Genomic DNA, 22952 nt, shown 5'->3' on the forward strand with positions numbered 1-22952 from the left:
TAATTTATAAGCTGAAGCCGGCGACGACCAACAGAGAGTTCAGCATGACATTCGTCGAGTCCCACCTCGCGGGCTCGGGCCGCAAGAGCGGCCAGATCAAGCTTCACGGCCCCGAGGACTTCGAGGGCATGCGTCTCGCCGGCCGGGTGACGGCCGAGGCGCTGGACATGCTCGTCCCGCATGTGAAGCCCGGCGTCACCACCAAGGAGCTGGACGATCTCGTCTTCGACTTCGCCATAGCCAACGGCGCCTATCCGGCCCCGCTCGATTATCGCGGCTACCGCAAATCAATCTGCACCTCGATCAACCATGTGGTCTGCCACGGCATTCCGGACGACAAGCCCCTGCGCGACGGCGATATCGTCAATGTCGACGTGACCTTCATCATCGACGGCTGGCATGGCGACGCCAGCCGCATGTTCGCCGTGGGCGAGGTGCCGCGCCGCGCCCAGCGGCTCATCGACGTGACCTATGAGAGCCTGATGCGCGGCATATCCGTGGTGAAGCCGGGCGCCACCACTGGCGACATAGGCGCGGCGATCCAGCGTTTCGCCGAGGCCGAGCGCTGCTCCGTGGTGCGCGATTTCTGCGGCCATGGGCTCGGCCGGCTGTTCCACGACGAGCCGAATATTCTGCATTACGGCGTCGCCGGGCAGGGCGTGGAGCTCAGACCCGGCATGTTCTTCACCATAGAGCCGATGATCAATCTCGGCCGGCCGCAGGTGAAGATTCTCGGCGACGGCTGGACCGCCGTCACCCGCGACCGCTCGCTCTCGGCTCAGTTCGAGCATTCGCTCGGCGTGACCGAGACGGGGGTGGAAATCTTCACCGCCTCGCCCGCCGGGCTCGACAATCCCAATGGCGCCTCGTCCAGTGGAGCCTCGCCGGACGCGGCCGCCGGCGCCGAATGAGCGAGACGCGCGTCCCTCGGCGCCGACCGGCCGGCGACAAGCCCGCCGACGGTCTGCGCGAGGAGGCGCCGCATTTTCATGGCCATAGGCAGAGGCTGCGCGACCGTTTTCTGGAGGCGGGGGAGGCCGCGCTCGCCGATTACGAGCTTTTGGAGCTGGTGCTTTATCGCGCCATTCCACGGCGCGACGTCAAGCCTCTGGCCAAGGCGCTGATCGCGCGATTCGGCTCTTTCTCCGAGGTGGCGGCGGCGCGGCCGGAGCGGCTGCGCGAGATCGAAGGGCTCGGCGAGGCGGCGATCTGCGAGCTGAAGCTGATGGAGGCGACGGCAAGGCGCCTCGCGCGCAGCAATCTGCAGAAGCGGACCGTGCTCGGCTCCTTCGTCGATGTGATCGACTATTGCCGCACGGCCATGGCCTATGCCGAGCGCGAGGAGTTCCGCATTCTCTTCCTCGACAAGCGCAACGCCTTGATCGCCGATGAGGTTCAGGGCGTCGGCACGGTGGATCACACGCCCGTCTATCCGCGCGAGGTGGTGCGGCGGGCGCTGGAATTGGGCGCTTCCGCGCTGATATTGGCGCATAATCACCCGTCCGGCGATCCGACCCCCTCCACCGCCGACATTCGCATGACGCTGGACATCATCGCCATAGCGCAGCCTTTCGGCATCGCCGTGCATGACCATCTGATCGTCGGGCGGAACGGACATTCGAGCCTGAAAGGGCTGAAATTCATTTGAGGCGCCGCCTCAAAACTCGATTCCGGCCTGCGCCTTCACCCCGGCCTGGAAGTGATGCTTGACCATTGTCATCTCGGTGACGAGATCGGCCGCCGCGATCAGCTCCGGCTTGGCGTTGCGGCCGGTGACGACGATGTGGAGATCGGCGCGCCGCGCCGTCAGCGTCGCGATCACCTCGTCGAGCGGCAGATGCTCATAGCGGAGCGCGATCGACAATTCGTCGAGCACGAGCAGCCGAATCGACTTTGAGGCCATCAGCTCCTTCGCCTTCTCCCAGGCGCGCCGAGCCGCCGCCTCGTCGCGGGCGCGGTCCTGCGTCTCCCAGGTGAAGCCCTCGCCGAGCGTGTGCCAGGCGAGCAGCCCGTCCTCGCCGCCGAGCTTCTCGAGAATGCGGCGCTCGCCCGTGTCCCAGGCGCCCTTGCCGAATTGCACGACGCCCACCGCGAGCCCATGCCCCATCGCCCGCAGAGCGAGGCCGAAGGCCGCGGTAGACTTGCCCTTGCCGGGGCCGGTATGGACCATCAGCAGGCCCTTTTCGGCGATGCTCTTGCCGGCGACCTCGGCGTCCTGCACGGCCTTGCGCTTCTCCATCTTCTCGCGATGGCGGCGGGCGGCGTCTTCTTCCGCGAATTCCGACATGATCAGCGCCTCCTCGCCGTTTGACGGCTCCTTCTCTCCGTCATATGACTGTTCGCGACGGTCCTCCGCAAGGAGGCGAAGAGGGAATGCGGTATGGGGTTCGCCCCTGATCCGCGGCTGCCCCCGCAACTGTGAGCGGCGAGCGCGAGCCCGTGTGGCCACTGGGTGAAAGCCCGGGAAGGCGGCGAGCGCAGCGACCCGCGAGCCAGGAGACCTGCCGTCCAGCGAAACCACGAATGCCGCCGGTGGGGCGGCGAGGAGCCGAGAATGACCACGAAGACCCTTTCCGCCGACGCGATCGTCTCCGCCAGCCGCCTCGAGATCCTGCGCGCCGCGCTGGTCGTCTTCACGCTCGGCGCCGGGCTCGTCTATCTCGCCGGCTTCTCCTACGCGAGCGTCGCGCATAACGCCGCGCATGATTCGCGCCATTCGCTCGGCTTCCCTTGCCATTGACGCAGCGGTGATCCAGCGACTCCTCGCGGTCGGCCTTTTGGCCGGCCTTCTCGCGGGGCTCGCGGTCGCGGCCCTGCAGAATGTCACCACGACTCCGCTGATCCTCGCCGCCGAGGTCTACGAGACCGCGGCCGAGCAGGCCCATGCCGGAGTCGAGGCGCATCAGCACGAGCACGCCGCCGAGCCGGTTTGGGAGCCCGCACCCGGTCTCCAGCGCACAGCGGCGACCAGCGTCGCCACCAGCGTCACCTCGGTGGGCTACGCTTTCGTGCTGCTCGCCTTGATGCTGCTCTCCGGCGAGACGATCGAGCCCAAGCGCGCCGCGCTCTGGGGGGCCTGCGCCTTCGCCTCCACCGGCCTTGCGACCAGCCTCGGCCTCGCGCCGGAGCTGCCGGGCAGCGCCGCCGGCGATCTCGCCGCGCGCCAATTCTGGTGGATCGGCACGGCGGCTGCAACCGGCGCCGGGCTCTTCGCCGTGCTGCGCGTCGAGCGCCCGCTCGTCAAAGCGCTGGGCGTCGCGCTCATTATCGCGCCGCATCTCATCGGCGCGCCGCAGCCGCCGGCGCCCGAGAGCACCGCGCCGGCCGAGCTGGCCGCGCGTTTCGCCGCCGCTTCTCTCGCCATTCACGCGATCACCTGGATTCTGGTCGGCGCGGCCGTCGGCTTCGTCTGGCGGCATCTCCCGACAAAGACCAGCGCAGAGGCTGCGGCGTGAGCACATTCGCCAAAATCCCCGCGACCATCGTCACCGGATTTCTCGGCGCCGGCAAGACGACGCTGATTCGCCATATCCTCGAGACGGCGCGCGGCCGCCGCCTCGCCCTCGTCATCAACGAGTTCGGCGATGTCGGCGTGGACGGCGATATTCTTCGCGCCTGCGGCGTGGAGAATTGTCCTGAGGAGAATATCGTCGAGCTGGCCAATGGGTGCCTCTGCTGCACCGTGGCCGATGATTTCGCGCCGGCGATCGAGGCGCTGCTCGCGCATCCGAACCGGCCGGAGCACATTATCATCGAGACCTCCGGCCTCGCTCTGCCCAAGCCTCTGGTCAAAGCCTTCGAATGGCCGACGATCCGCCCGCATCTCACCGTCGATGGCGTCATCGCCGTGGTGGATGGCCCGGCGGTGGCGGCGGGCCGCTTCGCCGACGATCTCGACGCCATCGCGAAAGAGCGCGCCGAGACCCTCGCGATCGACCACGACAATCCGCTCGAGGAAGTGTTCGAGGATCAGCTGCTCTGCGCGGATCTGATCGTGCTCAACAAAACCGATTTGCTGAGCGCGGAAGAGGAAGCGCAAGTCACGGAGCGGATTCGCGCCACTGCGCCCCGCGCGGTAAAGCTGCTGCGCGCCTGCGAGGGCAGGCTCGACCCCGCCATTCTGCTCGGCCTCGGCGCCGCGGCGGAGGACGATCTCGCCAATCGCCCCTCTCACCATGATACGGAAGAGGGCCACGATCACGACGATTTCGAGAGCTTCATCGTCGAGATCGCCGCCGCGCGCGACCCGGCCGAGCTGATCGAGCGCCTAGCCCGCGTCGCCGAGGCGCATGACGTTCTTCGCATGAAAGGCTTCGTCGAGATCGCCGGCAAGCCGATGCGCCTATTGGTGCAGGGCGTCGGCGCGCGCTTTCGTCATCAGTTCGACCGCCCCTGGCGCGCCGATGAGAATCGCGCCAGCCGCCTCGTCGTCATCGGCGAGAAGGGTCTCGATCGCGCGGGCGTGACGGCCATGCTGACGAGCTGAGGACGCGCCATGCATCTGCTCGCGCGCGATCTCCATGGCCTCGACGACAATGAGGCGGCGGTCGACCTCGGGCAGACTCCTGCGGAGATCGTCTTCCTCTCCTTCTCCGACGCCGAGCTTTCCCTCCTCGCCGAGCTGCAAGAGCAGAACGCCGCGCTCCCATCGCTGCGTTGCGCCTCGCTCGCCAGGCTGAAGCACCCCTATTCGGTCGATCTCTATATCGACAAGGTCGCGCGCTATGCGCGGCTCGTCGTCGTGCGCCTGCTCGGCGGCAAGGATTATTGGGCCTATGGCGTCGATGAGCTCGCGACCGCAGCGCGCATGCGCGGCTTCGCGTTGGCCATCGTTCCGGGCGACATGCACAGTGATGAACGGCTGGAGCGCGCCTCCACGCTTTCTTCCGACGCGCTCGCGCGCATCTGGTCTTTCTTCCACGACGGCGGCCCGGATAATCTGCGTTCCTTCCTCGGCTACGCCGCGACTCTCGCAGGAACGCCCACGCATTGGCTTGAGAGCGCGCCCGCGCCGCTCGCCGGCCGCTGCGAGCAAGCCTGCCGCACCGCCCTTGGCGCTAACCCTCCCCCTCATGCTGAGGATGAGGGAGCCTCCGGCCAATCGAGCGGCGCACAGGCGGCATCGGCTCCGCGCGCGCTCGTCACCTTCTATCGCTCTGCCTGGCTCGCCGGCGATTTCGCGCCGATCGTCGCGCTCGCCGATGCGCTGCATAAGCGCGGCTTCGCTGTCGAAGCCTATTTCGTCGCCAGCCTCAAGGACGCCGCTTGCGAGACGCTGCTCGCGCAGACGATCGCAGAATTCTGTCCCGATGTGATTCTCAACGCCACCGCCTTCTCCGCGCGCACGGAGGGCGGCTCGGTGCTCGATCGCGCCGACGCGCCTGTTCTCCAAATCGCGCTCGCCACTTCGACGCGCGAAGCCTGGGAGAACTCCAAGCGCGGCGCCAATGGCGCCGATCTCGCGATGAATGTCGTGCTGCCCGAGGTGGACGGCCGCATCTTCGCCGGCGCAGTCTCCTTCAAGGCGCAGACGCGCGCACGCGCCGCCAGCGAGTTCGACGAGATTCGCCATTCGCCCGAGCCTTCGCAGATAGATCATGTCGCGGCGCTCGCGCAGAATTGGGCGCGCCTGCGCCGGCTCGGACATAGCGAGAAGCGCCTCGCGCTGGTGCTCTCCGATTATCCGGCGCGACGCGGACGCGGCGGCTACGCCATAGGCCTCGACACGCCGCGAAGCGTGATCGCAATATGCGATCTGCTGCGCGACGCGGATTACGAAATCGGGTCACTTTATCGTGACGGCGATCTCGTCATGCGCGCGCTGGAGGAAGCCGCGCATTACGCCGAGCTGCCGCTCGCCGAATATCAGCGCCTCTTCGCCACGCTGGCGGACGACTTCACGCGGCAAGTCCTCGCCGCCTGGGGCGCGCCGGAAGAAGATCCGGCGCTCGCGAACGGCGCCTTTCGCTTTTCCTGCATAGAGACCGGCAAGCTCGTCATCGCATTGCAGCCGGATCGCGGAAGCAGAGTGGAACGTCGCGAGACCTATCACGACGCCGAGCTCGCGCCGCGCCACGCCTATATCGCTTTCTATCTGTGGCTGCGCCACAGTCGAAACATAGATGCGATGATTCATCTCGGCACGCATGGCACGCTGGAATGGTTGCCCGGAAAATCGGCGATGCTCGGCCCGTCTTGCGCGCCGCAGGTTTTGCTCGGCGCCACGCCGCTCGTCTATCCGTTCATCGTCAATGATCCGGGCGAGGCCGCGCAAGCCAAGCGCCGCGCCGGCGCGGTGACGATCGGCCATATGACACCGCCGCTCGTCGAAGCGGGACTCGCCGCCGAGGCGGAGGAGATAGAGAGCCTGCTCGACGAATATGCGAGCGCCGCGACACTCGACCCGCGCCGCGCCAAGCTGGTGGCGGAAACGATTCTCGATGTCGCCGAACGCAGCGGCCTCGCGCAGGAATGCGAGGTCACGCGCGACACGGATCGCGCGGAGGCGCTGGCGCGGCTGGATGCCTGGCTCTGCGATGTGAAGGAAATGCGCATCGGCGATGGGCTGCACATATTCGGCAATGGGCCATGCGGCGCGGCCGAATCGAGCGGTTTGCTGCGCGCGCTCGCAGGCCGTTTCGTCGAGCCCGGCCCGGCCGGCGCCCCCTCGCGCGGACGCGCCGACGTTGTGCCGACAGGCCGCAATCTCTTCTGCATCGATCCGCGCCATGTTCCGACGCGCACCGCCCATGATATCGGCGTCCGCGCGGCGCGCGAGGTGATGATGCGTCATGCGCAAGAGCATGGCGAATGGCCGCGCAATATCGTGCTCGATCTCTGGGGCAGCGCGACCATCCGCACCGGCGGCGAGGATTTCGCGCAAGCGCTAGCGCTGATGGGCGTCGCGCCGCTCTGGGACAACGCCAGCGCGCGCGTCTGTGGCTTCGAGATATTGCCGCTCGCGAGCCGCGATTTTCCGCGCGTGGACGTCACGCTGCATATATCGGGGCTCTTTCGCGACATGTTCCCCGGCCTCATCGCGCTCTTCCACGACGCTGTCGCGGCCGTCGCCGCGCTCGATGAGGACGACGAGTCCAATCCGCTCGCCGCCGCGCGCCGTGACGGCCGCGCGCTTGAGCGCGTCTTCGGCGCCGCGCAGGGAAGCTATGGCCTCGGCCTTTCCGAGGCCATCGCGCGCGGCGACACGCGCGATGCATTGGGCCAGGCCTTTCTCGCGGCCGGCGGCCATGCCGTCTCGCGCAATGGCGAGAGCGCGCCGGCGCGCGAGGCTTTCGGCGAGCGCGTCGGCGTCGCCGATGCTCTGCTGCATGTGCAGGATATGGCGGAGACGGATGTGCTCACCGGCGCCGCCTTCGCGGAATTCGAAGGCGGATTTTCCGCCGCCAACGCCGCGCTCGGCGGCTCCGCGCAGATCACGCATATCGACGCGACGCGCCCCGCAGCATTGAAGCTGCGCTCGCTCGAGCAAGAGATCGCGCGCGTCATTCGCGGTCGCGCGGCCAATTCACGCTGGCTCGAGGGGCAGATGCGCCATGGCCATCGCGGCGCGGCGGAAATCGCCGAGACGCTCGACAATCTCTTCGCTTTCGCCGCGACGACGCCGCATGTGCGTGACGCGCAATGGGATCTCGTCTTCGATTCGACGCTCGGCGCGCCGAATGTTCGCGATTTTCTGCTCGCCGCCAATCCGCGCGCGGCGGCGGCCATTCGCGACATGTTCCAGCGCGCCATCGCGCGCGGCTTCTGGCGCACGCGGCGCAACAGCGTCGCCGCGGCGCTCGAAGGGCTTTCGCTATGACCGCCGCGCCCAAAATCCAAGGCTGGTGCCCCGGCGCGCTGCGGCCGATGCAGAGCGGTGACGGCCTTCTCTTGCGCGCGAAAACGACGCATCCGCGTCTTTCGGCGCAGCAGGCGCGCGAGATCGCATCGATCGCGCGGGATTGCGGCAATGGCCTCATCGATCTCTCGCAGCGCGCGCAACTGCAATTGCGCGGCGTGAGCGAAGAGAAGCTCGAGCAGGCGCAACGGCGCCTCGCCGCGCTCGGCCTGCTCGCGGACGACGCGGCGACAGAGAGCCTGCTCAACTTCCTCGTCTCGCCTTTCGCCGATGCGCAGGCGAGCGCCCTCGTCGCAGGTCTCGCACAATCGCTCGTGAAGGACGCTTCTCTGCTGGCGCTTCCTGGAAAATTCGGCTTTCTCGTCGATGACGGCGGCGCGCTCGGCCTTTCCGGCTCGGCGATGGACATTCGCCTCGAGGCGCATGGCGACAATGTCGCCATCATCGCCGATGGCGCGCGCGCGCATGCTTTTCTCGCGACGCCGGAAACGGCGAGCGATGTGGCGCTGACGCTGGCGCGCGCCTTTCTCGCCTTGCGCGCAGGCCGCGAATTCGAATTGCGTCGCATGCGCAATGTCGTCGCCACCTTCGGCCTCGAGGCGCTGGCCGAGGCGGCGGCTCTCACGCCGACGCCGTATAAATCGCTCTGTCGCGCCGCCTCCGCCGCGGAGATTTTCGGAGCGCGGCTGTCTCGTGACGGCGGCGAAAGAGGAGAGGGGGCTTTTGCCGGCATAGGCGCGTCCTCGGGACGATGGCGCGCGGATGATCTCGATGCGCTCGCGGCGCTGGCCGAAGTCCATGGCCTGAACGAATTGCGCCTCACGCCCTGGCGCGCGCTGCTGCTGCCCTGCGCCGATCTCGAGGCGGCGCAATATATCATCGAGGTCGCGGCTTGCCGCGGCTTCGTCATTGCGGCGGATGATCCGCGCCTCGCCGTCATCGCCTGTCCCGGCGCGCCGGAATGCCCACAGGCGCATGCGCCGACGCGCGATCTCGCCGAAATTCTCGCCCCTCTCGCGGCGCGGCTTGCGTCCGAGGGCGCGACGCTGCACATATCGGGCTGCGCCAAGGGCTGCGCCTCTCCCGCTGCGGCAAAGGTCGCGCTGGTGGCGACGCCGCGAGGATTCGATCTCATCGACAATGGACGCGCGAGCGATGCGCCGACATTGCATGGCCTCGGCGTGAACGAGATAGAAGACGCAATGAGCGCGCGCATCATGCGCGCCACAAGCAGGGAGCCATAATGTCCGGCGCATTGACCTACATACGCGACGGCGCCGCGATCTACGACCGCTCCTTCGCCATTATTCGCGCAGAGGCGCGGCTCGAGCGTTTCTCGCGCGAGGAGGAGCGCGTCGCCGTGCGCATAATCCATGCTTGCGGAATGGTGGAGATCGCCGACGATATCGTCTTTTCGCCCGACTTCGCGGAGGCGGCGAGCGCCGCGCTGCGCAATGGCGCGCCCATTTTCTGCGACGCCAATATGGTCGCTCACGGCGTCACCCGCGCGCGCCTTCCCGCGAATAATGAGGTGATCTGCACCCTCGCCGATCCGCGCACGCGCGCGCTCGCCGAAGACATGAAGACGACGCGCAGCGCAGCGGCGATGGAGCTGTGGCGGGAGAAGCTCTCTGGCGCCGTCGTCGCCATCGGCAATGCGCCGACCTCGTTGTTCCGACTACTGGAGATGCTCGACGAAGGCGTAGCCCCGCCCGCTGCGATCATCGCAATGCCGGTCGGCTTCGTCGGCGCGGCGGAATCCAAAGAGGCCGCGCTCGCCGACGGGCGCGTTCCGACGGCGATCGTGCGCGGACGCAAGGGCGGCAGCGCCATGGCCGCCGCGGCGATCAACGCGCTGGCGAGCGAGAAAGAATGAATATCGTCGATCCGAATCTGCGCGCCGACGATGGCGCGCGCGTTTCGCTGGGCGCGCTGCTCGGGGTCGGCCTCGGCCCCGGCGATCCCGAGCTGATGACGCTGAAAGCCGCGCGTCTGGTGAGCGAAGCGAAAATCGTCGCCTATTTTTCCAAGCGCGGAAAGCCGAGCCATGCGCGCGCCATCGCCGCGCGCTTCATCGCGAAGGATTGCGAGGAGATCGCTCTCGCCTATCCGCTGACGACAGAGATTCCTTTCGATCACCCCGACTATGTGGCGGCGCTCGCGTCTTTCTATGAGGAGAGCGCGGAGCGCCTCGCCTTGCATCTTTTGCTCGGCCGTGATGTCGCGCTGCTCTGCGAGGGCGATCCGATGCTCTACGGCTCCTTCATGCATTTGCAGACGCGCTTGTCGCCGCGCTTTCGCGTGGAGGTCTGCGCGGGCGTCTCCGGCATGTCGGGCTGCTTTGCTTCGGCGCGCCAGCCGATGACATGGGGCGACGATGTGCTGACCGTCATTCCCGCGACTCTGCCGCGCGAGGGTCTGGTGCAGCGACTCGTCGCGACCGACGCCGCTGTGGTGATGAAGCTCGGCGGCAATCTCGGCAAGCTGCGCCTCGCGCTCGAGGATGCGAAGCTCATCGATCGCGCCATCTATGTCGAGCGCGGCACGATGGCGGAGGAGAAGATCATGCGCTTGGCCGAGAAGCGCGACGATGACGCGCCATATTTCGCGCTCGTCCTCGTGCCCGGCGCCGGACGTCGGCCGTGACGGGAAAGCTCTTCGTCATCGGCCTCGGTCCGGGCGATGCGCGTTTTCTCACCGCGGAAGCGCAGCAGGCGTTGAGCGCCGCGCAATATGTTATCGGTTATGCGCCCTATGTCGCGCGCGTTCCCGTCACGCCCGGCCAGACGCGCCTTGCGAGCGACAATCGCGTGGAGATCGCGCGCGCGGAAGACGCGCTGCGCCTCGCCGCGAGCGGAAGCGACGTGGCTGTCGTATCGGGCGGCGATCCTGGCATTTTCGCAATGGCGGCGGCGGTGCTGGAGGCGATCGACAATGGCGAGCCGGCGTGGCGCGATCTCGACATAGAAATTCTTCCCGGAATCTCCGCCATGCAGGCGGCGGCGGCGCGGCTCGGCGCGCCACTCGGCCATGATTTCTGCGTGATCTCGCTCTCCGACAATCTCAAGCCGTGGGAGGTGATCGCCAATCGTCTCGAGCTGGCGGCGCGCGCCGATTTCGTCATGGCTTTCTACAATCCCGCCTCGCGCGCGCGGCCGCAGCGCATTCACGATACATTCGCGCTGCTGCGCCGCGTCTTGCCGGCAGATCGCATCGTGGTCTTCGCGAAATCGGTCGGCCGGGCGGAGGAGAATATCGCGATCGCCACGTTGGGCGACGCCGATCCGAGCGTCGTCGACATGTCGACCTTGGTGCTCATCGGCGCGAGCGGCACCAAGCTCGTCTCGCGCGAGACAGCGACGCCCTTCGTCTACACGTCGCGGAAGGCGATATGAGCGCGGGGCGCTGGCTTTCGCTCATCGGCATTGGCGAGGATGGCGTCGAGGCGCTGACGCCGGCCGCGCGCGCGCTCATCGCCGACGCCTCGCTCATCATCGGCGGCGCGCGGCATCTCGAGCTGATCGGCCCGCAGAAAGCGGAGACGCTCCTCTGGCCCTCGCCGCTCTCCGCGGCGATGGAGACGATCCTCGCGCATCGCGGCGCGCCGACCGTGGTGCTGGCGAGCGGCGATCCTTTTTTCTTCGGCGTCGGCGATATGATCGCGCGCAATGTGGCGGCGGAGGAGATTCTCTGCCTTCCGGCGCCGTCCTCCTTTTCTCTCGCCGCCGCGCGGCTGAAGTGGAGCCAGCAGGATTGCGCATTGCTGTCGCTGCATGGCCGCGCTTTCGAGCGTGTGACGTCGCATCTGCAGCCTTCGCGCCGATTGCTCATTCTGTCATGGGACGAGACGACGCCCGCGCGCCTCGCGGCGCATCTGACCGCGCTCGGCATGGGCGAGTCGCGCATCCATGTGCTCGAGCATATGGGCGGCGCCAAGGAGCGCATTCGCAGCGCGCGGGCGGAGGCGTTTTCGCTCACCGACATTGCGCCGCTCAACACGATCGGCGTCCAAGTGATCGCGGGGCCTGGCGCGCGCATTCTGCCGCTGACGCCAGGCCTGCCGGATGATTGGTTCGAGCATGACGGGCAGATCACCAAGCGCGACATTCGCGCGGTGACGATCGCCGCGCTCGCGCCGCGCCGTGGCGAATGCTTGTGGGACATAGGCGCGGGCTCCGGCTCCATCGGCATCGAATGGATGCTCGCCGATCCTGCCAATCGCGCCATTGCGATCGAGCAGAATGCGACACGCGCGGCGCGCATCGCGCGCAATGCGGCGGCGCTCGGCGTTCCCGATCTCGTGATCGTCGAAGGCGCAGCGCCTGGAGCGCTCGCCGGATTGCCGACGCCGGATGTGATCTTCATCGGCGGCGGCGGGGAAGGGGAGATCATAGAGGCGGCGTGGAATGCGCTGCCCTTGCGCGGACGCATCGTCGCCAATGCGGTGACGATAGAGACTCAGGCGCTGCTGATCGACGCTTTTGGACGCATGGGCGGCGAGCTGGTGAGCATTGCGATCTCGAAAGCGCGCCCGATCGGCTCCTATCACGCGCTGGAGCCGGCGCTGCCGGCGCTGCAATGGCGCGCGGTGAAGAGTTGAGCGCGCGCTACGCGATCGGCATAGGCGCGCGCAGCGGCGTGGATGCGCGCGAGGCGGTCGCGTTGATTTGGAAAGCTTGCGAAATTTATGTGCGCGATCCTTCTCCTGCTCGCGGGAGAAGGCGCCCCGGCGTAGCCGGGTCGGATGAGGGATCGCCGTCACCTAAGCATCTCGAGGATAAGCGCGGCGCGGACCCTCATCCGACCTCGCTTCGCGAGGCCACCTTCTCCCACGAGTGGGAGAAGGAAACGAACGGCGAGATTGCGCTTTTTACCATCGAGTCGAAGCGGGACGAGAAAGGACTTCATGACGCGGCGCGGCAGCTGAATTTGCCGCTGGTCTTTCTTCCTCACAAAATGCTCCTCGCGCGCAAGGACGAGCTTCTCACCCGCTCGCCGCGCGTGGAGGCGCTCACCGGCGTCGGCAGCGTGGCGGAGGCGGCGGCGCTCGTCGGGGCAGGTACGGGGAGCCGTCTGCTCGGGCCGCGCCTCGCCAGCGCCGGCGTCACCTGCGCGATCGCGCGAAATGCGTTAGAGGAAGCGCCATGACCATACATTTCATCGGCGCCGGTCCGGGCGCCGCCGATCTGCTGACTCTGCGCGGCCGCGATATTCTCACGCGCTGCCCCGTCTGCCTCTATGCCGGCTCGCTGGTCGCGCCGGAAATCCTCGCTCATTGCCCGCAGGACGCGCGCATCATCGACACGGCTCCGCTATCGCTCGACGCCATTGTCGCGGAGATGCAACAGGCAACCGCCGCCGGGCAAGATGTCGCGCGGCTGCATTCGGGCGATCTCTCCATATGGAGCGCCGTCGGCGAGCAGACGCGGCGGCTCGAGGCGCTCGGGATCGCTTACACGATCACGCCGGGCGTGCCGGCTTTCGCCGCCGCCAGCGCCGCGCTGAGGCGCGAGCTGACCTTGCCGGAAGTGGCGCAGTCGGTGGTGCTGACGCGCACCTCGGGCCGCGCCTCGGCCATGCCGGAGACGGAGACTTTGGCCGCCTTCGCCGCCGCGCGGGCGACAATGGCCATTCATCTCTCCATCCATTCGCTGCAGCGCGTCGTCGCGGAGCTCACGCCCTTTTATGGCGCTGACTGCCCCATAGCGCTGGTCTATCGCGCCTCCTGGCCGGATGAGCGCATTGTGCAGGGCACGCTCGCGACCATTGAAGCGCTGGCCGGCGAAGCGCCGATGGAGCGCACCGCGCTCATACTCGTCGGCGAGGCGCTGGCAGCGGAGGATTTCCGCGAGAGCGCGCTCTATGACGCGGGCTATGACCGCCGCTTCCGGCCTACGGGAGCCGGACGCTGACCGCGCCCGGAATTCTGATCGCCGCCGTTCGCTCCGGCGCGGGCAAGACCACTGTGACGCTGGGGCTGATGCGAGCGCTGGCGCGGCGCGGCCTGCGGGTCTCGGGCGTCAAATGCGGGCCGGATTATATCGACCCCGCCTTTCACGCCGTTGCCACCGGACGCGCGAGCTTCAATCTCGATTCCTGGACGATGGAGGCCGAGATGCTCGCGCAGCTGGCGCTGCGCGCCGGCGAGGACGCCGATCTCATCGTCGCGGAAGGGGCGATGGGGCTTTTCGACGGCGCGCCCGGCGCGCCGGCGCAGACGGGCGCCTCGGCGGACATCGCCGCCCATCTCGGCTGGCCCGTGCTGCTGGTGATGGATGTCTCGGGACAGGCGCAGAGCGCGGCCGCTATTGCGCGTGGCGTCGCGCTGCATGACGCGCGGGTGAGGCTCGCCGGCGTGCTGCTCAACCGCACTGGCTCGGAGCGCCATCGCAAGCTCGCGCAGGAGGCGATCGAGGCGGTCGGTATAAAAGTGTTCGGCGCGCTGCCGCGCGATTCCGGCGTCGCTCTGCCGGAGCGTCATTTGGGTCTGGTGCAGGCCGGCGAGACGAGAGGGCTCGAAGCTCTGCTCGATCGGCTTGCCGAGCGCATAGAGGCCCATGTCGATCTCGACGCCTTGCTCGCGGCCGCGGGTGGCGGTCTCGCCGATCTCGCGCCCGGTCCTCTCGAGGTTCCGCACCCGCCGGGAGGACGTGTCGCTGTCGCGCAGGACGAGGCTTTCTCTTTCTTCTATCCGCATCTCGCCCGCGCCTGGCGCGAGGCGGGCGCGCAGATCGCTTTCTTCTCGCCGCTCGCCGATCAGGCCCCGCCGGAGGACTGCGACGCCTGCTGGCTGCCGGGCGGCTATCCAGAGCTTCATGCGGGCCGGCTCGCCGCGGCGCGGAATTTTCTCGGCGGGCTTCGCCGTTTCGCTGCGACGCGTGCGGTCCATGGGGAGTGCGGCGGCTATATGACCCTCGGGCGGACGCTGACCGACGCCGCCGGCGAGGCTCATGAGATGGCCGGCCTGCTCGATCTGGCGACGAGTTTTGCGCAGCGCAAACTTCATTTGGGCTATAGGCGCGCAAGACTCCTCGGCGATTGCGCGCTGGGCGTGGCGGGCGACGAGCTCGCCGGACACGAATTCCACTACGCGACGATCGTGAGCGAGAAGGGCCAGCCCTTTGCGATGGTTACAGACGCCTATTCGCAGGAGCAGAGGCCGGCGGGGCTGCGGGCGGGGCAGGTGACGGGAAGCTTCTTCCACGCAATGACGAAAAAAAAGGGCCGCCGGTAACGCCAGCGGCCCAAGTCAAGGGAGGAAACGCCCAAGGAGGGCTACGGAGCGAGAGAAGTTCTCGCTGCGTCGCACTGTTGTATTGCTGCGGCGCACAAGTGTCAAGCGCCTTTTTGGAAGCCCGCCACAATGTCGCATCACGACAGAGTTTTCGGCGGAAGTTCCGGCGCGGGGCCGCAGCGATACAGCAACGCTCGGGGCGCCTTTTTCCGATCAATGCAGGCAAAATTGCGACGATCCGCCCTCGGGCGGATCGTTTGAGCAAAAAACTTGTGAGTTGCTCGTAAATCAGGGGCGAGCAGAGACCGGCGGCAGCGCCGGAACGCCGGCAGTGGCCGAAGCGACCTTGGCGTGGCGTTCGGCTCCGAGCGAGGCTTGCGGCTTTTTGGCCGGATCGGCGCGATGCGACGGCGCTGACGCGGGGGCCTGCGAGGCGGCGGCCTGGCCTGCTGCGGTCTTCGTCACGGCAGGCTTCGGGGCCGTGGCCTTGGCGGTCGCCGGCTTGGCCGCGGATTTGGCGACCTCCGACTTTTCGCTCTTGGGGCTCTCGCCGGCCTTGGCGCTTTCGAGCTTGGCGGCCTCCGATTTGATGGGCTCGGCTTTGGCGACAGCGGGCTCGCTCGGGGCGGGCTCCTTGCGGAAGCCGAGCAATCCGCCGATCGAATCCGTCGCCCCGGCGAAGGCTCCGAGCTTGGCCGGCTCGGCCGGGGCGGGGGCTTCCGCGGCCTTCGCCACAGGGGCCTGCTCCGCAGCCGCGGCCGCGACCTTGATCTCCGTCTCTTTCTTGGCCTTGGCGGCGAGCCTCGTCGCGCTAATGGCCAGCACGGGAGAACGCGACTTGCCGCCGCTGCTCTTCTCCTCGAGGGCGATCTCGAGCGGCGCGACCAGCGTCTCGGGCCGGCTCACCTCGGCGACACGAGCGTAGAAATCGGGGTGCTGGCCGCCGTCCTGATAGACGACGCGCACCGGCCTGACGCCAGCCGCCGCCAGCTCGGCCACTTTGGCGTCGTCCACGGCGGCTTTCTGCGCGACCTGCGTCTCTATCTCTGCATTGCGGCGCAGCGGCGGGCAGGCGGCGCCGGCGTCGAGCGGCTGGCCATTGGCCGAGGTCGCGTCGAAGACATAGCGCCGATTGCAGACGCCGACGCTCGGCTCCTTGCCGGCGACCTCGAAATGGTCGGAGCCTTCCTTCAGCTGCTTCCAAAAGCCGATATTGGGATCGAGCCTGTGCTTGGCCAGATTCTCCGCCGTCATCTTGAACGGATAGGACTGCATCTGGATCGAGCGCTGGCCATTGTTGAAGGAGGTGCGCAGGATCGCATAGATCTCGGCGATCTGCCGATCGGTCATGGAGAAGCAGCCGGCGGAAGAGCAGGCGCCATGCACCATGATGGAGCCGCCGCTATGGCCGTAGGCGCGGTCATAGGCGTTGGGATAGCCGACGTTGAAGGAGAGATAATAGGCGGAGTTCGGATTCATCTGCCCGGGGGTGATGGAATAGAACCCCTCCGGCGCCTGGCGGTCGCCCTCGCGAACCTTCGGCCCGAGCTGGCCGGACCAGCGGCACATGGGGAAGGTCTTGAGATAGGCGTAGCGCCCGTCGGGCCGCTGCTTCCAGATTTGGAACTCGGCCTCTTTCTTATAGGAGCGGATGAGCGTCGGCGATTCCTTGGTGACGCCGGCCTGCTCCATCAGCGCCAAAGTCTCGGGCGGAATGGGCGACAGCGCGCGCTGCGAGCCGGAGCCGAGATCATTGCAGGCGGAGAGCGCGAGCGTCGCGCCGACGAGACCCCAGGGGGCGAGCCGCCCGACGTTTCGGAAGAGATTCATTCTCGCCCCGCTTCTCGTGATCCGCGCGCGAAGGCGCGAATCACGCGCAGTCACGCTAGCATGACAATAGACGTCGAATTACCAACGTCGTTCTAACGCAAGAGGAAGAATAAGGCCAGAGCGTGGCTGTCGCCGCCGGCAAGAGGGCGGCGATCGTCTATGAGGTTAACGATTGGTTGACGCCGGGAGACCAGAGCGGGTCAGCGCTTCGAGGCCGCCGAATGCTGAAAGGCGCCGAATCTCGTCTGCTCAGACCTTGCGGCCGACAGAGAGAAAGCGCTCGGCGCGGGCGTCGACGATTTGCGCGCGGGAGAGATTGGCGAGGCCAGCCAGCGCATCGTCTATGCCCTCGCCGACGGCGGCGACGGCCGTCTCCGGATCGCGATGGGCGCCGCCCGGCGGCTCGGCGACGATGACGTCGATAATGCCGAACTTCAGCAGGTCCTGGGCGGTGATCTTCATGCTGGTGGCGGCGTCCTGCGCCTTGGACGAGTCGCGCCACAGAATGGAGGCGGAGGCCTCCGGCGAGGCGACCGTATAGACGGAATGCTCCAGCATCAGCACCTTGTTGCAGCTGGCGATGGCGATGGCGCCGCCGGAGCCGCCTTCCCCCACCACCACGGCGACATTGGGCACGCCCAGCGACAGCGAGACGTCGATGGAGCGGGCGATCGCCTCCGCCTGTCCGCGCTGCTCGGCGTCAATGCCGGGAAAAGCGCCGAAAGTGTCCACGAGCGAGATGACCGGCAGGCCGAATCGGTCGGCCAGCTCCATGAGCCGGGCCGCCTTGCGATAGCCCTCCGGCCGCGCCATGCCGAAATTATGCTCGAGCCGGCTCTCCGTATCGGAGCCCTTCTCCTGGCCGATGAGGCAGACCGGCTCGCCGCGAAAACGGGCGAAGCCGCCGACGATGGCGGAGTCCTCGCCGAACAGGCGATCGCCGGCCAGCGGGGTGAATTCATTGAACAAAAGCCGCACATAGTCGGAGAAATGCGGCCGCTGCGCATGGCGTGCGACCTGGATTTTCTGCGTCGGCGTGAGGCTGGCGTAGAGATCGGCCAGGGCCTTGTGCGCCTTGGCTTCGAGCTTGGCGAGCTCGTCGGAGATCGACACGCCGTCGCCCTTGGACGCCAGCGCGCGGAGTTCCTCCACCTTGGTCTCCAATTCGGCGACGGGCTTTTCGAAGTCGAGATAGGAGCGCATGAGGCGAACGACACGGGATTGCGGCTGGAAAGCCTAGCGAAGCGGCGCGGAAACTGGCCGTAACGGCGCGGGAAGTCAAGAACGCGCCCCTTTTCCTTCCTCGCTAGACGCGAAAACGCCGAATTTTTTCCTCGCCGCCCGAAAGCCGGCAATATCTTCTCCGCCAGCAAGGCGGGAGCGGCTGCCGTCTCCTCGCATCGGCGCAGCTCCAGCAAAATCCTTTCGCGGCGCAGGCGCGCGGCGCGGCGCGACGATTTGCCCTTTCGCCTGAAAGCGCGCTATCGCAGGGAGAAAGCGGCGCGCCGAGCCCAGCGCCACGCCAGTGGCGCAATCTCGAGATTACTGCGCCCGAATGCGACGCCCGCGCGAATGCGGCGCGACCAATGAGAGGACAGGACATGCAGGGACTCGGAGCGGCCGTCGCCGTCTTCGCGGCGCTAACGCTCGCAGCGGGCGCTCACCTCGGCGACGCCAATCTCTTCCTCCTCGCCGCCACGGCCGGGCTCTGCGCCTTCACCACCTGGCGCAGCGCCGCCATCTCGAGCTTTCTGAAGATATTCGTCTCCATCTTCTCGGTCGAGACGATCGTCTTCGGCGTCGCGCGGCTGCTCGCGGAGGAGAGCCTGTGGCCCGCCGCGCTCGCCGATTATGCGCTGCCCGAGAGCCTGCCGCTCACCGTCGCCGTCTTCTCGATCTCGGTCTTCGCCGTCTCGCATATTCCCGTCGTGCGCGAGATGACGCGCATCGCCGATCTCTATTTCGACAGCAGCGACCGCGGCGAGGGGAATGTCCTCGGGCTCTTTCGATTCGGCGCGCGGGAGCGCAGCATCGCCGTCGCGATGATCGTGCTGCTGGTGCTCATCAATCAGGCGCAGGTCGGCGTCAATGTGCGCCTGTCCTTTTTCAATCGCGACTTCTTCAACGCGATCCAGGAGAAGAACGCCGACGCGTTCTGGAGCCTGCTGCTCTATGTCTTCACGCCCTGGGCCTTCACCTACATCATCAGCGCGGTGATCGAATTTGTCGTGCAATCGCTGATGATCATTCGCTGGCGGCGCTGGCTCACCGAGCATTACGTCTCCCGCTGGCTCGGCGATCACACGCATTATCGAATGGCGCTCGCCGGCAGTCAGACCGACAATCCGGACCAGCGCATCGCCGAGGACGTGAACCGCTTCATCGACGGCGGCACCGACGGCTATGGCATCTACTCCTATACGATCCTGCTGATCCAGACGCTGAGCTCGCTCGTCTCCTTCTCCATCGTCCTTTGGGGGCTCTCCGGCAATTACGCCTTCCCGGGCACCGATATTTTCATTCCCGGCTTCCTGTTCTGGGTGGCGCTGCTCTATGCGGCGGTCGGCACGGTGGTGACGCATCTTCTCGGCCGCACGCTGTCGGGCCTGTACTTCGAGCGCCAGCATCGCGAGGCGGACTTCCGCTTCTCGCTGGCGCGCTTGCGCGAATATAGCGAGCAGGTCGCGCTGCTCTCCGGCGAGACGGCCGAGCGATCCTCGCTGGTGAGCCGTTTCACGGCGATCATCGTCAACTATCTGCGCATCGTCACGACGCGCAAGAAGATGATCAGCTTCACGGCGACCTACGGGCAATTGTCGCCGATCATTCCCTATCTGCTCACAGCGCCCTTCTATTTCGCCGGCAAGATCAATCTCGGCGTGATGACGCAGACGTCCGGCGCCTTCGACAAGGTGCAGGATGCGCTGACCTTCTTCGTCACCTACTACACCTCGCTCGCCAATTTCAAAGCGGTGCTGGACCGTCTCGCCTCCTTCGACGAGGCGATCGAGCGCGCGGCGACGATGGGCGCCGCGGCGCCGAAGATCGAGCACGGCGCTTCGCCCGAGATCGCGGTCCATGATCTCGCTTTGTCGCTGCCCGACGGGCGGCGCATCGTCGAGGCGCGCGATCTCGTGTTCCGGCCGGCCGAATCGACGCTGCTGACCGGCCCCTCGGGATCGGGAAAATCGACTCTGTTCCGCGGCATCGCCGGCATTTGGCCCTATGGCGAGGGCCGCGTGCGCACGCCGGACGACGCCAAGCTGCTGCTGCTGCCGCAAAAGCCCTACATCCCCATCGGCACTCTAGCCGAGGCCATCGCCTATCCGAGCGCGCCTGACGCCTTCTCCCGCCGCGCGGTCGAGGAGGCGCTCGACGCTGCGCGGCTCGGACCGTTCAAATATCGGCTGGACGAGGAGGATTCCTGGTCGCAGCGCCTCTCCGGCGGCGAGCAGCAGCGCGTCGCCGTTGCGCGGGCCTTGCTGGCCGAGCCTGATTGGCTGTTCCTCGACGAGGCGACCTCTGCGCTCGACGAGAAGCTCGAGGGAGAAATCTACGCCATGCTGCGCGAGCGCCTGCCCAATACGACGATCATCTCCATCGGCCATCGCTCGAGCCTGCTCGCCTTCCACCAGCGCCATATCGCGATGGAGCAGGAAGCCGACGGAACCTTCGCGCCCCGGGAAGCGGTGCTCGCATGACGAAATCCGGCGCAGGGGGGCGGGAAGGCGGCCGCTCGCTGAAGGAACGCGTGAAGACGGCGAGGAGGCGCTCGCTATCCTCGACGCTCTGGCTCGAACGTCAGCTCAATGATCCCTTTGTCGCGCAGGCCAAGCGCGACGGCTATCGCTCGCGCGCCGCCTATAAGCTGCTCGAGATCGACGACCGCCACAAGCTTCTCACGCCCGGAAAGCGCATCGTCGATCTCGGCGCCGCGCCCGGCGGCTGGTCGCAGATCGCCGCCACGCGCGTGAAATCCGCCGATGGCAAGAGCAAGGGCAAGGTCGTCGCCATCGACCTGCTCGAGATGGAGCCCATCGCCGGCGTCGAATTCACTGTGATGGACTTCAACGACGAGTCCGCGCCCGAGCTGATAAAGGCCATGCTCGGCGGCGGCGCCGATGGCGTCATGTCCGATATGGCGGCCAACGCCACCGGCCATAAGCAGACGGATCATCTGAAAATCGTGGCGCTCGCCGAGCTCGCCGCGGATTTCGCCAAGGAAGTGCTGGCGCCGGGCGGCTTTTTCGTCGCCAAAGTGCTGCAGGGCGGCACGGAGCATCAATTGCTCGCGGCGCTGAAGCGCGACTTCGCGCAGGTGCGCCATCTGAAGCCGGCCGCGAGCCGCCCCGATTCGGCCGAGCTCTATGTGCTCGCCACTGGATTTCGCGGCGGCTGAAATCAAACGTTTCTAGAGTGTTTTCGAGCGAAGCGGGAACCGGTTCGCGTGAAGAAAACATGACCGAACAAGGAGACCTAGAGTCATTCCGGTTCAATCTGAACCGGAATGACTCTAGGCCGATCCGTCGGCCTCGATCGGCTGCTCGATCGATTTCTTGCCGGTCAGCCCTTCTCCCGCCGTGGGCGCGAGCCTGCGGAAAATGAGGACGGAGGAGGCCGAGACCGCCGCCACCACCAGAAAAGCCGCGTCGAAATCCGTGAGTCGCAGCGCGCCGCCCCCTTGCAGCGCGCGCGCCGTCTCGAGGGTCGCGGCGCCGAGCGAGACGCCGGCCGACAGGGCCAATTGCTGCCCGGCCGAAGCGAAGCTCGTCGCCCGGCTCATCGCCTGCGGCTCTATATCCGCATAGCCGATCGCATTCAGCGCCGTGAATTGCAGCGAGCGGAAAAAGCCGCCGACGAGCAGCAGGCTCATGATGATCCAATGCGGCGTTTCCGGCGAGAACAGCGCGTTGAAGCAGAAGAAGCCCGCCGAAATCAGCGCATTCACGACGAGCACGCGACGAAATCCGAAGCGGTTCAGAATGGGCTGCGCCGTCGTCTTCATCGCCATGGCGCCGATGGCGGCGATGAAGGTCAGCGAGCCCGATTGAAAGGCCGTGAGGCCGAAGCCGGTCTGCAGCATCAGCGGCAGCAGGAATGGCGAGGCGCCGAGGCCCATGCGAAACAGAAAGCCTCCGACGATGGAGGCGCGGAAGGTCGGCACGCGCAGCAGATCGAGATCGATGATCGGATGCGGCGCCCGCCGCGCATGGCGCACATAGAGGAGGAGCGCGATCGCCCCCGCGGCGACCAGCCCCGCCGCGGCCGGCGCCGGAACAATGCGCTGGCCGAGCGCGCCGAGCCCGAAGACGAGGCTCGACAGGCCGAATCCCGAGAGCGCAAAGCCGCGCATATCGAGCGGCGGAACGCTCTCCTCGCGCAGATCGGGAATGTAGCGCGTGACGAGAGCGACGCCGAGAAGGCCGATCGGCACATTGATCCAGAAGATATAGCGCCAATGAAAATAAGTGGCGATGAAGCCGCCGAGCGGCGGCCCCACCACCGGGCCGATCAGCGCCGGAATGGTGAGATAGGCGAGCGCGCGCACCAGATCGTGACGCGGCGCGACGCGCAGCAGCACCAGCCGGCCGACCGGCACCATCATCGCCCCGCCGAGCCCCTGGACCACGCGCGCGCCCACCACGCCGGCGAGCGAGGCGGAGAAGCCGCAGAGAACAGAGCCCAAGGTGAAGACGACGATCGCCGCGCGAAACACGCGCCGCGCGCCATAGCGGTCGGCGACCCAGCCGGAGAGCGGAATGAAGACGGCGAGCGAGAGAAGATAGGAGGTGAGCGCGAGCTTCAGAGCGATGGGGTCTTCGCGCAGATCGGCGGCCATTGCGGGCAGGGCGGTCGCCAGCACGGTTCCGTCGAGATTCTCCATGAACAGCGCGGTCGCGATAATGAGTGGCGTGGCGGCGAAGGAAGGCAACGGACCCCTTGTCTTTCGAGCGGATCGGCGCGGCGCGGCCGCGGCCGGAGCCCTTCTTATGCTCCTATTCGCGAAATCCCGCCATTGGCGGGCGAGGC

The 22952-nt window shown here is 67.0% G+C and carries 20 protein-coding genes and 1 riboswitch; of the genes, 16 read left to right on the forward strand and 4 right to left on the reverse strand.

Annotated elements, in window-relative coordinates; all coding sequences use genetic code 11:
• Positions 1–44: 44 nt before the first annotated feature.
• Entirely contained in the window at positions 45–911 is an 867-nt protein-coding gene (gene map, locus METLW3_RS0105115) for a type I methionyl aminopeptidase (RefSeq protein ID WP_024878892.1), read from the forward strand.
• On the forward strand, positions 908–1648 hold the full coding sequence (gene radC, locus METLW3_RS0105120) for a DNA repair protein RadC (RefSeq protein WP_024878893.1): 741 nt from the start codon (positions 908–910) through the stop codon (positions 1646–1648). The genes map and radC overlap by 4 nt, the downstream gene beginning before the upstream one ends.
• Positions 1649–1657: 9 nt before the next feature.
• Here the strand turns inward: radC and cobO are convergent, their stop codons facing one another.
• Positions 1658–2287, reverse strand: a complete 630-nt coding sequence (cobO, locus tag METLW3_RS0105125) for a cob(I)yrinic acid a,c-diamide adenosyltransferase (RefSeq protein ID WP_024878894.1) — start codon at positions 2285–2287, stop codon at positions 1658–1660.
• A gap of 41 nt (positions 2288–2328) precedes the next feature.
• A riboswitch (cobalamin riboswitch) is annotated at positions 2329–2524 on the forward strand.
• A 30-nt stretch (positions 2525–2554) separates the two neighbouring features.
• Here cobO and METLW3_RS0105130 point away from each other — a divergent pair.
• The 12 genes from METLW3_RS0105130 to METLW3_RS0105185 are packed head-to-tail and all read left to right on the forward strand — an operon-like array spanning position 2555 to position 15092.
• Positions 2555–2740 (forward strand): CbtB-domain containing protein, encoded by a 186-nt coding sequence (locus tag METLW3_RS0105130; RefSeq protein ID WP_024878895.1) that lies wholly within the window; start codon positions 2555–2557, stop codon positions 2738–2740.
• A 7-nt stretch (positions 2741–2747) separates the two neighbouring features.
• A complete protein-coding gene (locus tag METLW3_RS0105135; RefSeq protein ID WP_024878896.1) occupies positions 2748–3455 on the forward strand; it encodes a CbtA family protein in 708 nt (235 codons plus the stop codon).
• On the forward strand, positions 3452–4486 hold the full coding sequence (cobW, locus tag METLW3_RS0105140; RefSeq protein ID WP_024878897.1) for a cobalamin biosynthesis protein CobW: 1035 nt from the start codon (positions 3452–3454) through the stop codon (positions 4484–4486). The genes METLW3_RS0105135 and cobW overlap by 4 nt, the downstream gene beginning before the upstream one ends.
• A 9-nt stretch (positions 4487–4495) precedes the next feature.
• Positions 4496–7819, forward strand: coding sequence for a cobaltochelatase subunit CobN (cobN, locus tag METLW3_RS0105145; protein WP_024878898.1), 3324 nt, complete (start codon positions 4496–4498; stop codon positions 7817–7819).
• Positions 7816–9102, forward strand: a complete 1287-nt coding sequence (gene cobG, locus METLW3_RS0105150) for a precorrin-3B synthase (RefSeq protein WP_024878899.1) — start codon at positions 7816–7818, stop codon at positions 9100–9102. Before cobN ends, cobG begins: the two co-directional genes overlap by 4 nt.
• On the forward strand, positions 9102–9734 hold the full coding sequence (locus tag METLW3_RS0105155; protein ID WP_024878900.1) for a precorrin-8X methylmutase: 633 nt from the start codon (positions 9102–9104) through the stop codon (positions 9732–9734). Before cobG ends, METLW3_RS0105155 begins: the two co-directional genes overlap by 1 nt.
• Positions 9731–10504 carry a precorrin-2 C(20)-methyltransferase gene (locus METLW3_RS0105160; RefSeq protein WP_024878901.1) on the forward strand — a complete coding sequence of 258 codons (774 nt, stop codon included), beginning with the start codon at positions 9731–9733 and terminating at the stop codon, positions 10502–10504. Before METLW3_RS0105155 ends, METLW3_RS0105160 begins: the two co-directional genes overlap by 4 nt.
• Positions 10501–11253 (forward strand): precorrin-3B C(17)-methyltransferase, encoded by a 753-nt coding sequence (gene cobJ, locus METLW3_RS0105165; protein ID WP_024878902.1) that lies wholly within the window; start codon positions 10501–10503, stop codon positions 11251–11253. The genes METLW3_RS0105160 and cobJ overlap by 4 nt, the downstream gene beginning before the upstream one ends.
• Positions 11250–12458: a bifunctional cobalt-precorrin-7 (C(5))-methyltransferase/cobalt-precorrin-6B (C(15))-methyltransferase gene (locus tag METLW3_RS0105170; RefSeq protein WP_024878903.1), complete on the forward strand. Its 1209-nt coding sequence runs from the start codon at positions 11250–11252 to the stop codon at positions 12456–12458. Before cobJ ends, METLW3_RS0105170 begins: the two co-directional genes overlap by 4 nt.
• Positions 12437–13006: a cobalamin biosynthesis protein gene (locus METLW3_RS26745; RefSeq protein WP_084484877.1), complete on the forward strand. Its 570-nt coding sequence runs from the start codon at positions 12437–12439 to the stop codon at positions 13004–13006. Before METLW3_RS0105170 ends, METLW3_RS26745 begins: the two co-directional genes overlap by 22 nt.
• Positions 13003–13770 (forward strand): precorrin-4 C(11)-methyltransferase, encoded by a 768-nt coding sequence (gene cobM / locus METLW3_RS0105180; protein WP_024878905.1) that lies wholly within the window; start codon positions 13003–13005, stop codon positions 13768–13770. The genes METLW3_RS26745 and cobM overlap by 4 nt, the downstream gene beginning before the upstream one ends.
• Complete coding sequence (locus METLW3_RS0105185; RefSeq protein WP_024878906.1) at positions 13767–15092, forward strand: cobyrinate a,c-diamide synthase; 1326 nt, start codon at positions 13767–13769, stop codon at positions 15090–15092. Before cobM ends, METLW3_RS0105185 begins: the two co-directional genes overlap by 4 nt.
• 288 nt (positions 15093–15380) lie before the next feature.
• Here the strand turns inward: METLW3_RS0105185 and METLW3_RS0105190 are convergent, their stop codons facing one another.
• Complete coding sequence (locus METLW3_RS0105190; protein ID WP_024878907.1) at positions 15381–16922, reverse strand: murein L,D-transpeptidase family protein; 1542 nt, start codon at positions 16920–16922, stop codon at positions 15381–15383.
• Between the two features lie 249 nt (positions 16923–17171).
• Entirely contained in the window at positions 17172–18125 is a 954-nt protein-coding gene (locus METLW3_RS0105195; protein ID WP_024878908.1) for an acetyl-CoA carboxylase carboxyltransferase subunit alpha, read from the reverse strand.
• 398 nt (positions 18126–18523) lie between these two features.
• Here METLW3_RS0105195 and METLW3_RS0105200 point away from each other — a divergent pair, with 398 nt between their 5' ends.
• Both METLW3_RS0105200 and METLW3_RS0105205 read left to right on the forward strand, forming a co-directional pair.
• Positions 18524–20623 carry an ABC transporter ATP-binding protein/permease gene (locus METLW3_RS0105200; RefSeq protein ID WP_024878909.1) on the forward strand — a complete coding sequence of 700 codons (2100 nt, stop codon included), beginning with the start codon at positions 18524–18526 and terminating at the stop codon, positions 20621–20623.
• Positions 20620–21321, forward strand: a complete 702-nt coding sequence (locus METLW3_RS0105205; protein WP_024878910.1) for an RlmE family RNA methyltransferase — start codon at positions 20620–20622, stop codon at positions 21319–21321. The genes METLW3_RS0105200 and METLW3_RS0105205 overlap by 4 nt, the downstream gene beginning before the upstream one ends.
• A 114-nt stretch (positions 21322–21435) precedes the next feature.
• Here the strand turns inward: METLW3_RS0105205 and METLW3_RS0105210 are convergent, their stop codons facing one another.
• A complete protein-coding gene (locus tag METLW3_RS0105210; RefSeq protein ID WP_024878911.1) occupies positions 21436–22854 on the reverse strand; it encodes an MDR family MFS transporter in 1419 nt (472 codons plus the stop codon).
• Between the last annotated feature and the right edge of the window lie 98 nt (positions 22855–22952).

This window comes from Methylosinus sp. LW3 (genome assembly GCF_000527115.1).
Lineage (GTDB): Bacteria > Pseudomonadota > Alphaproteobacteria > Rhizobiales > Beijerinckiaceae > Methylosinus.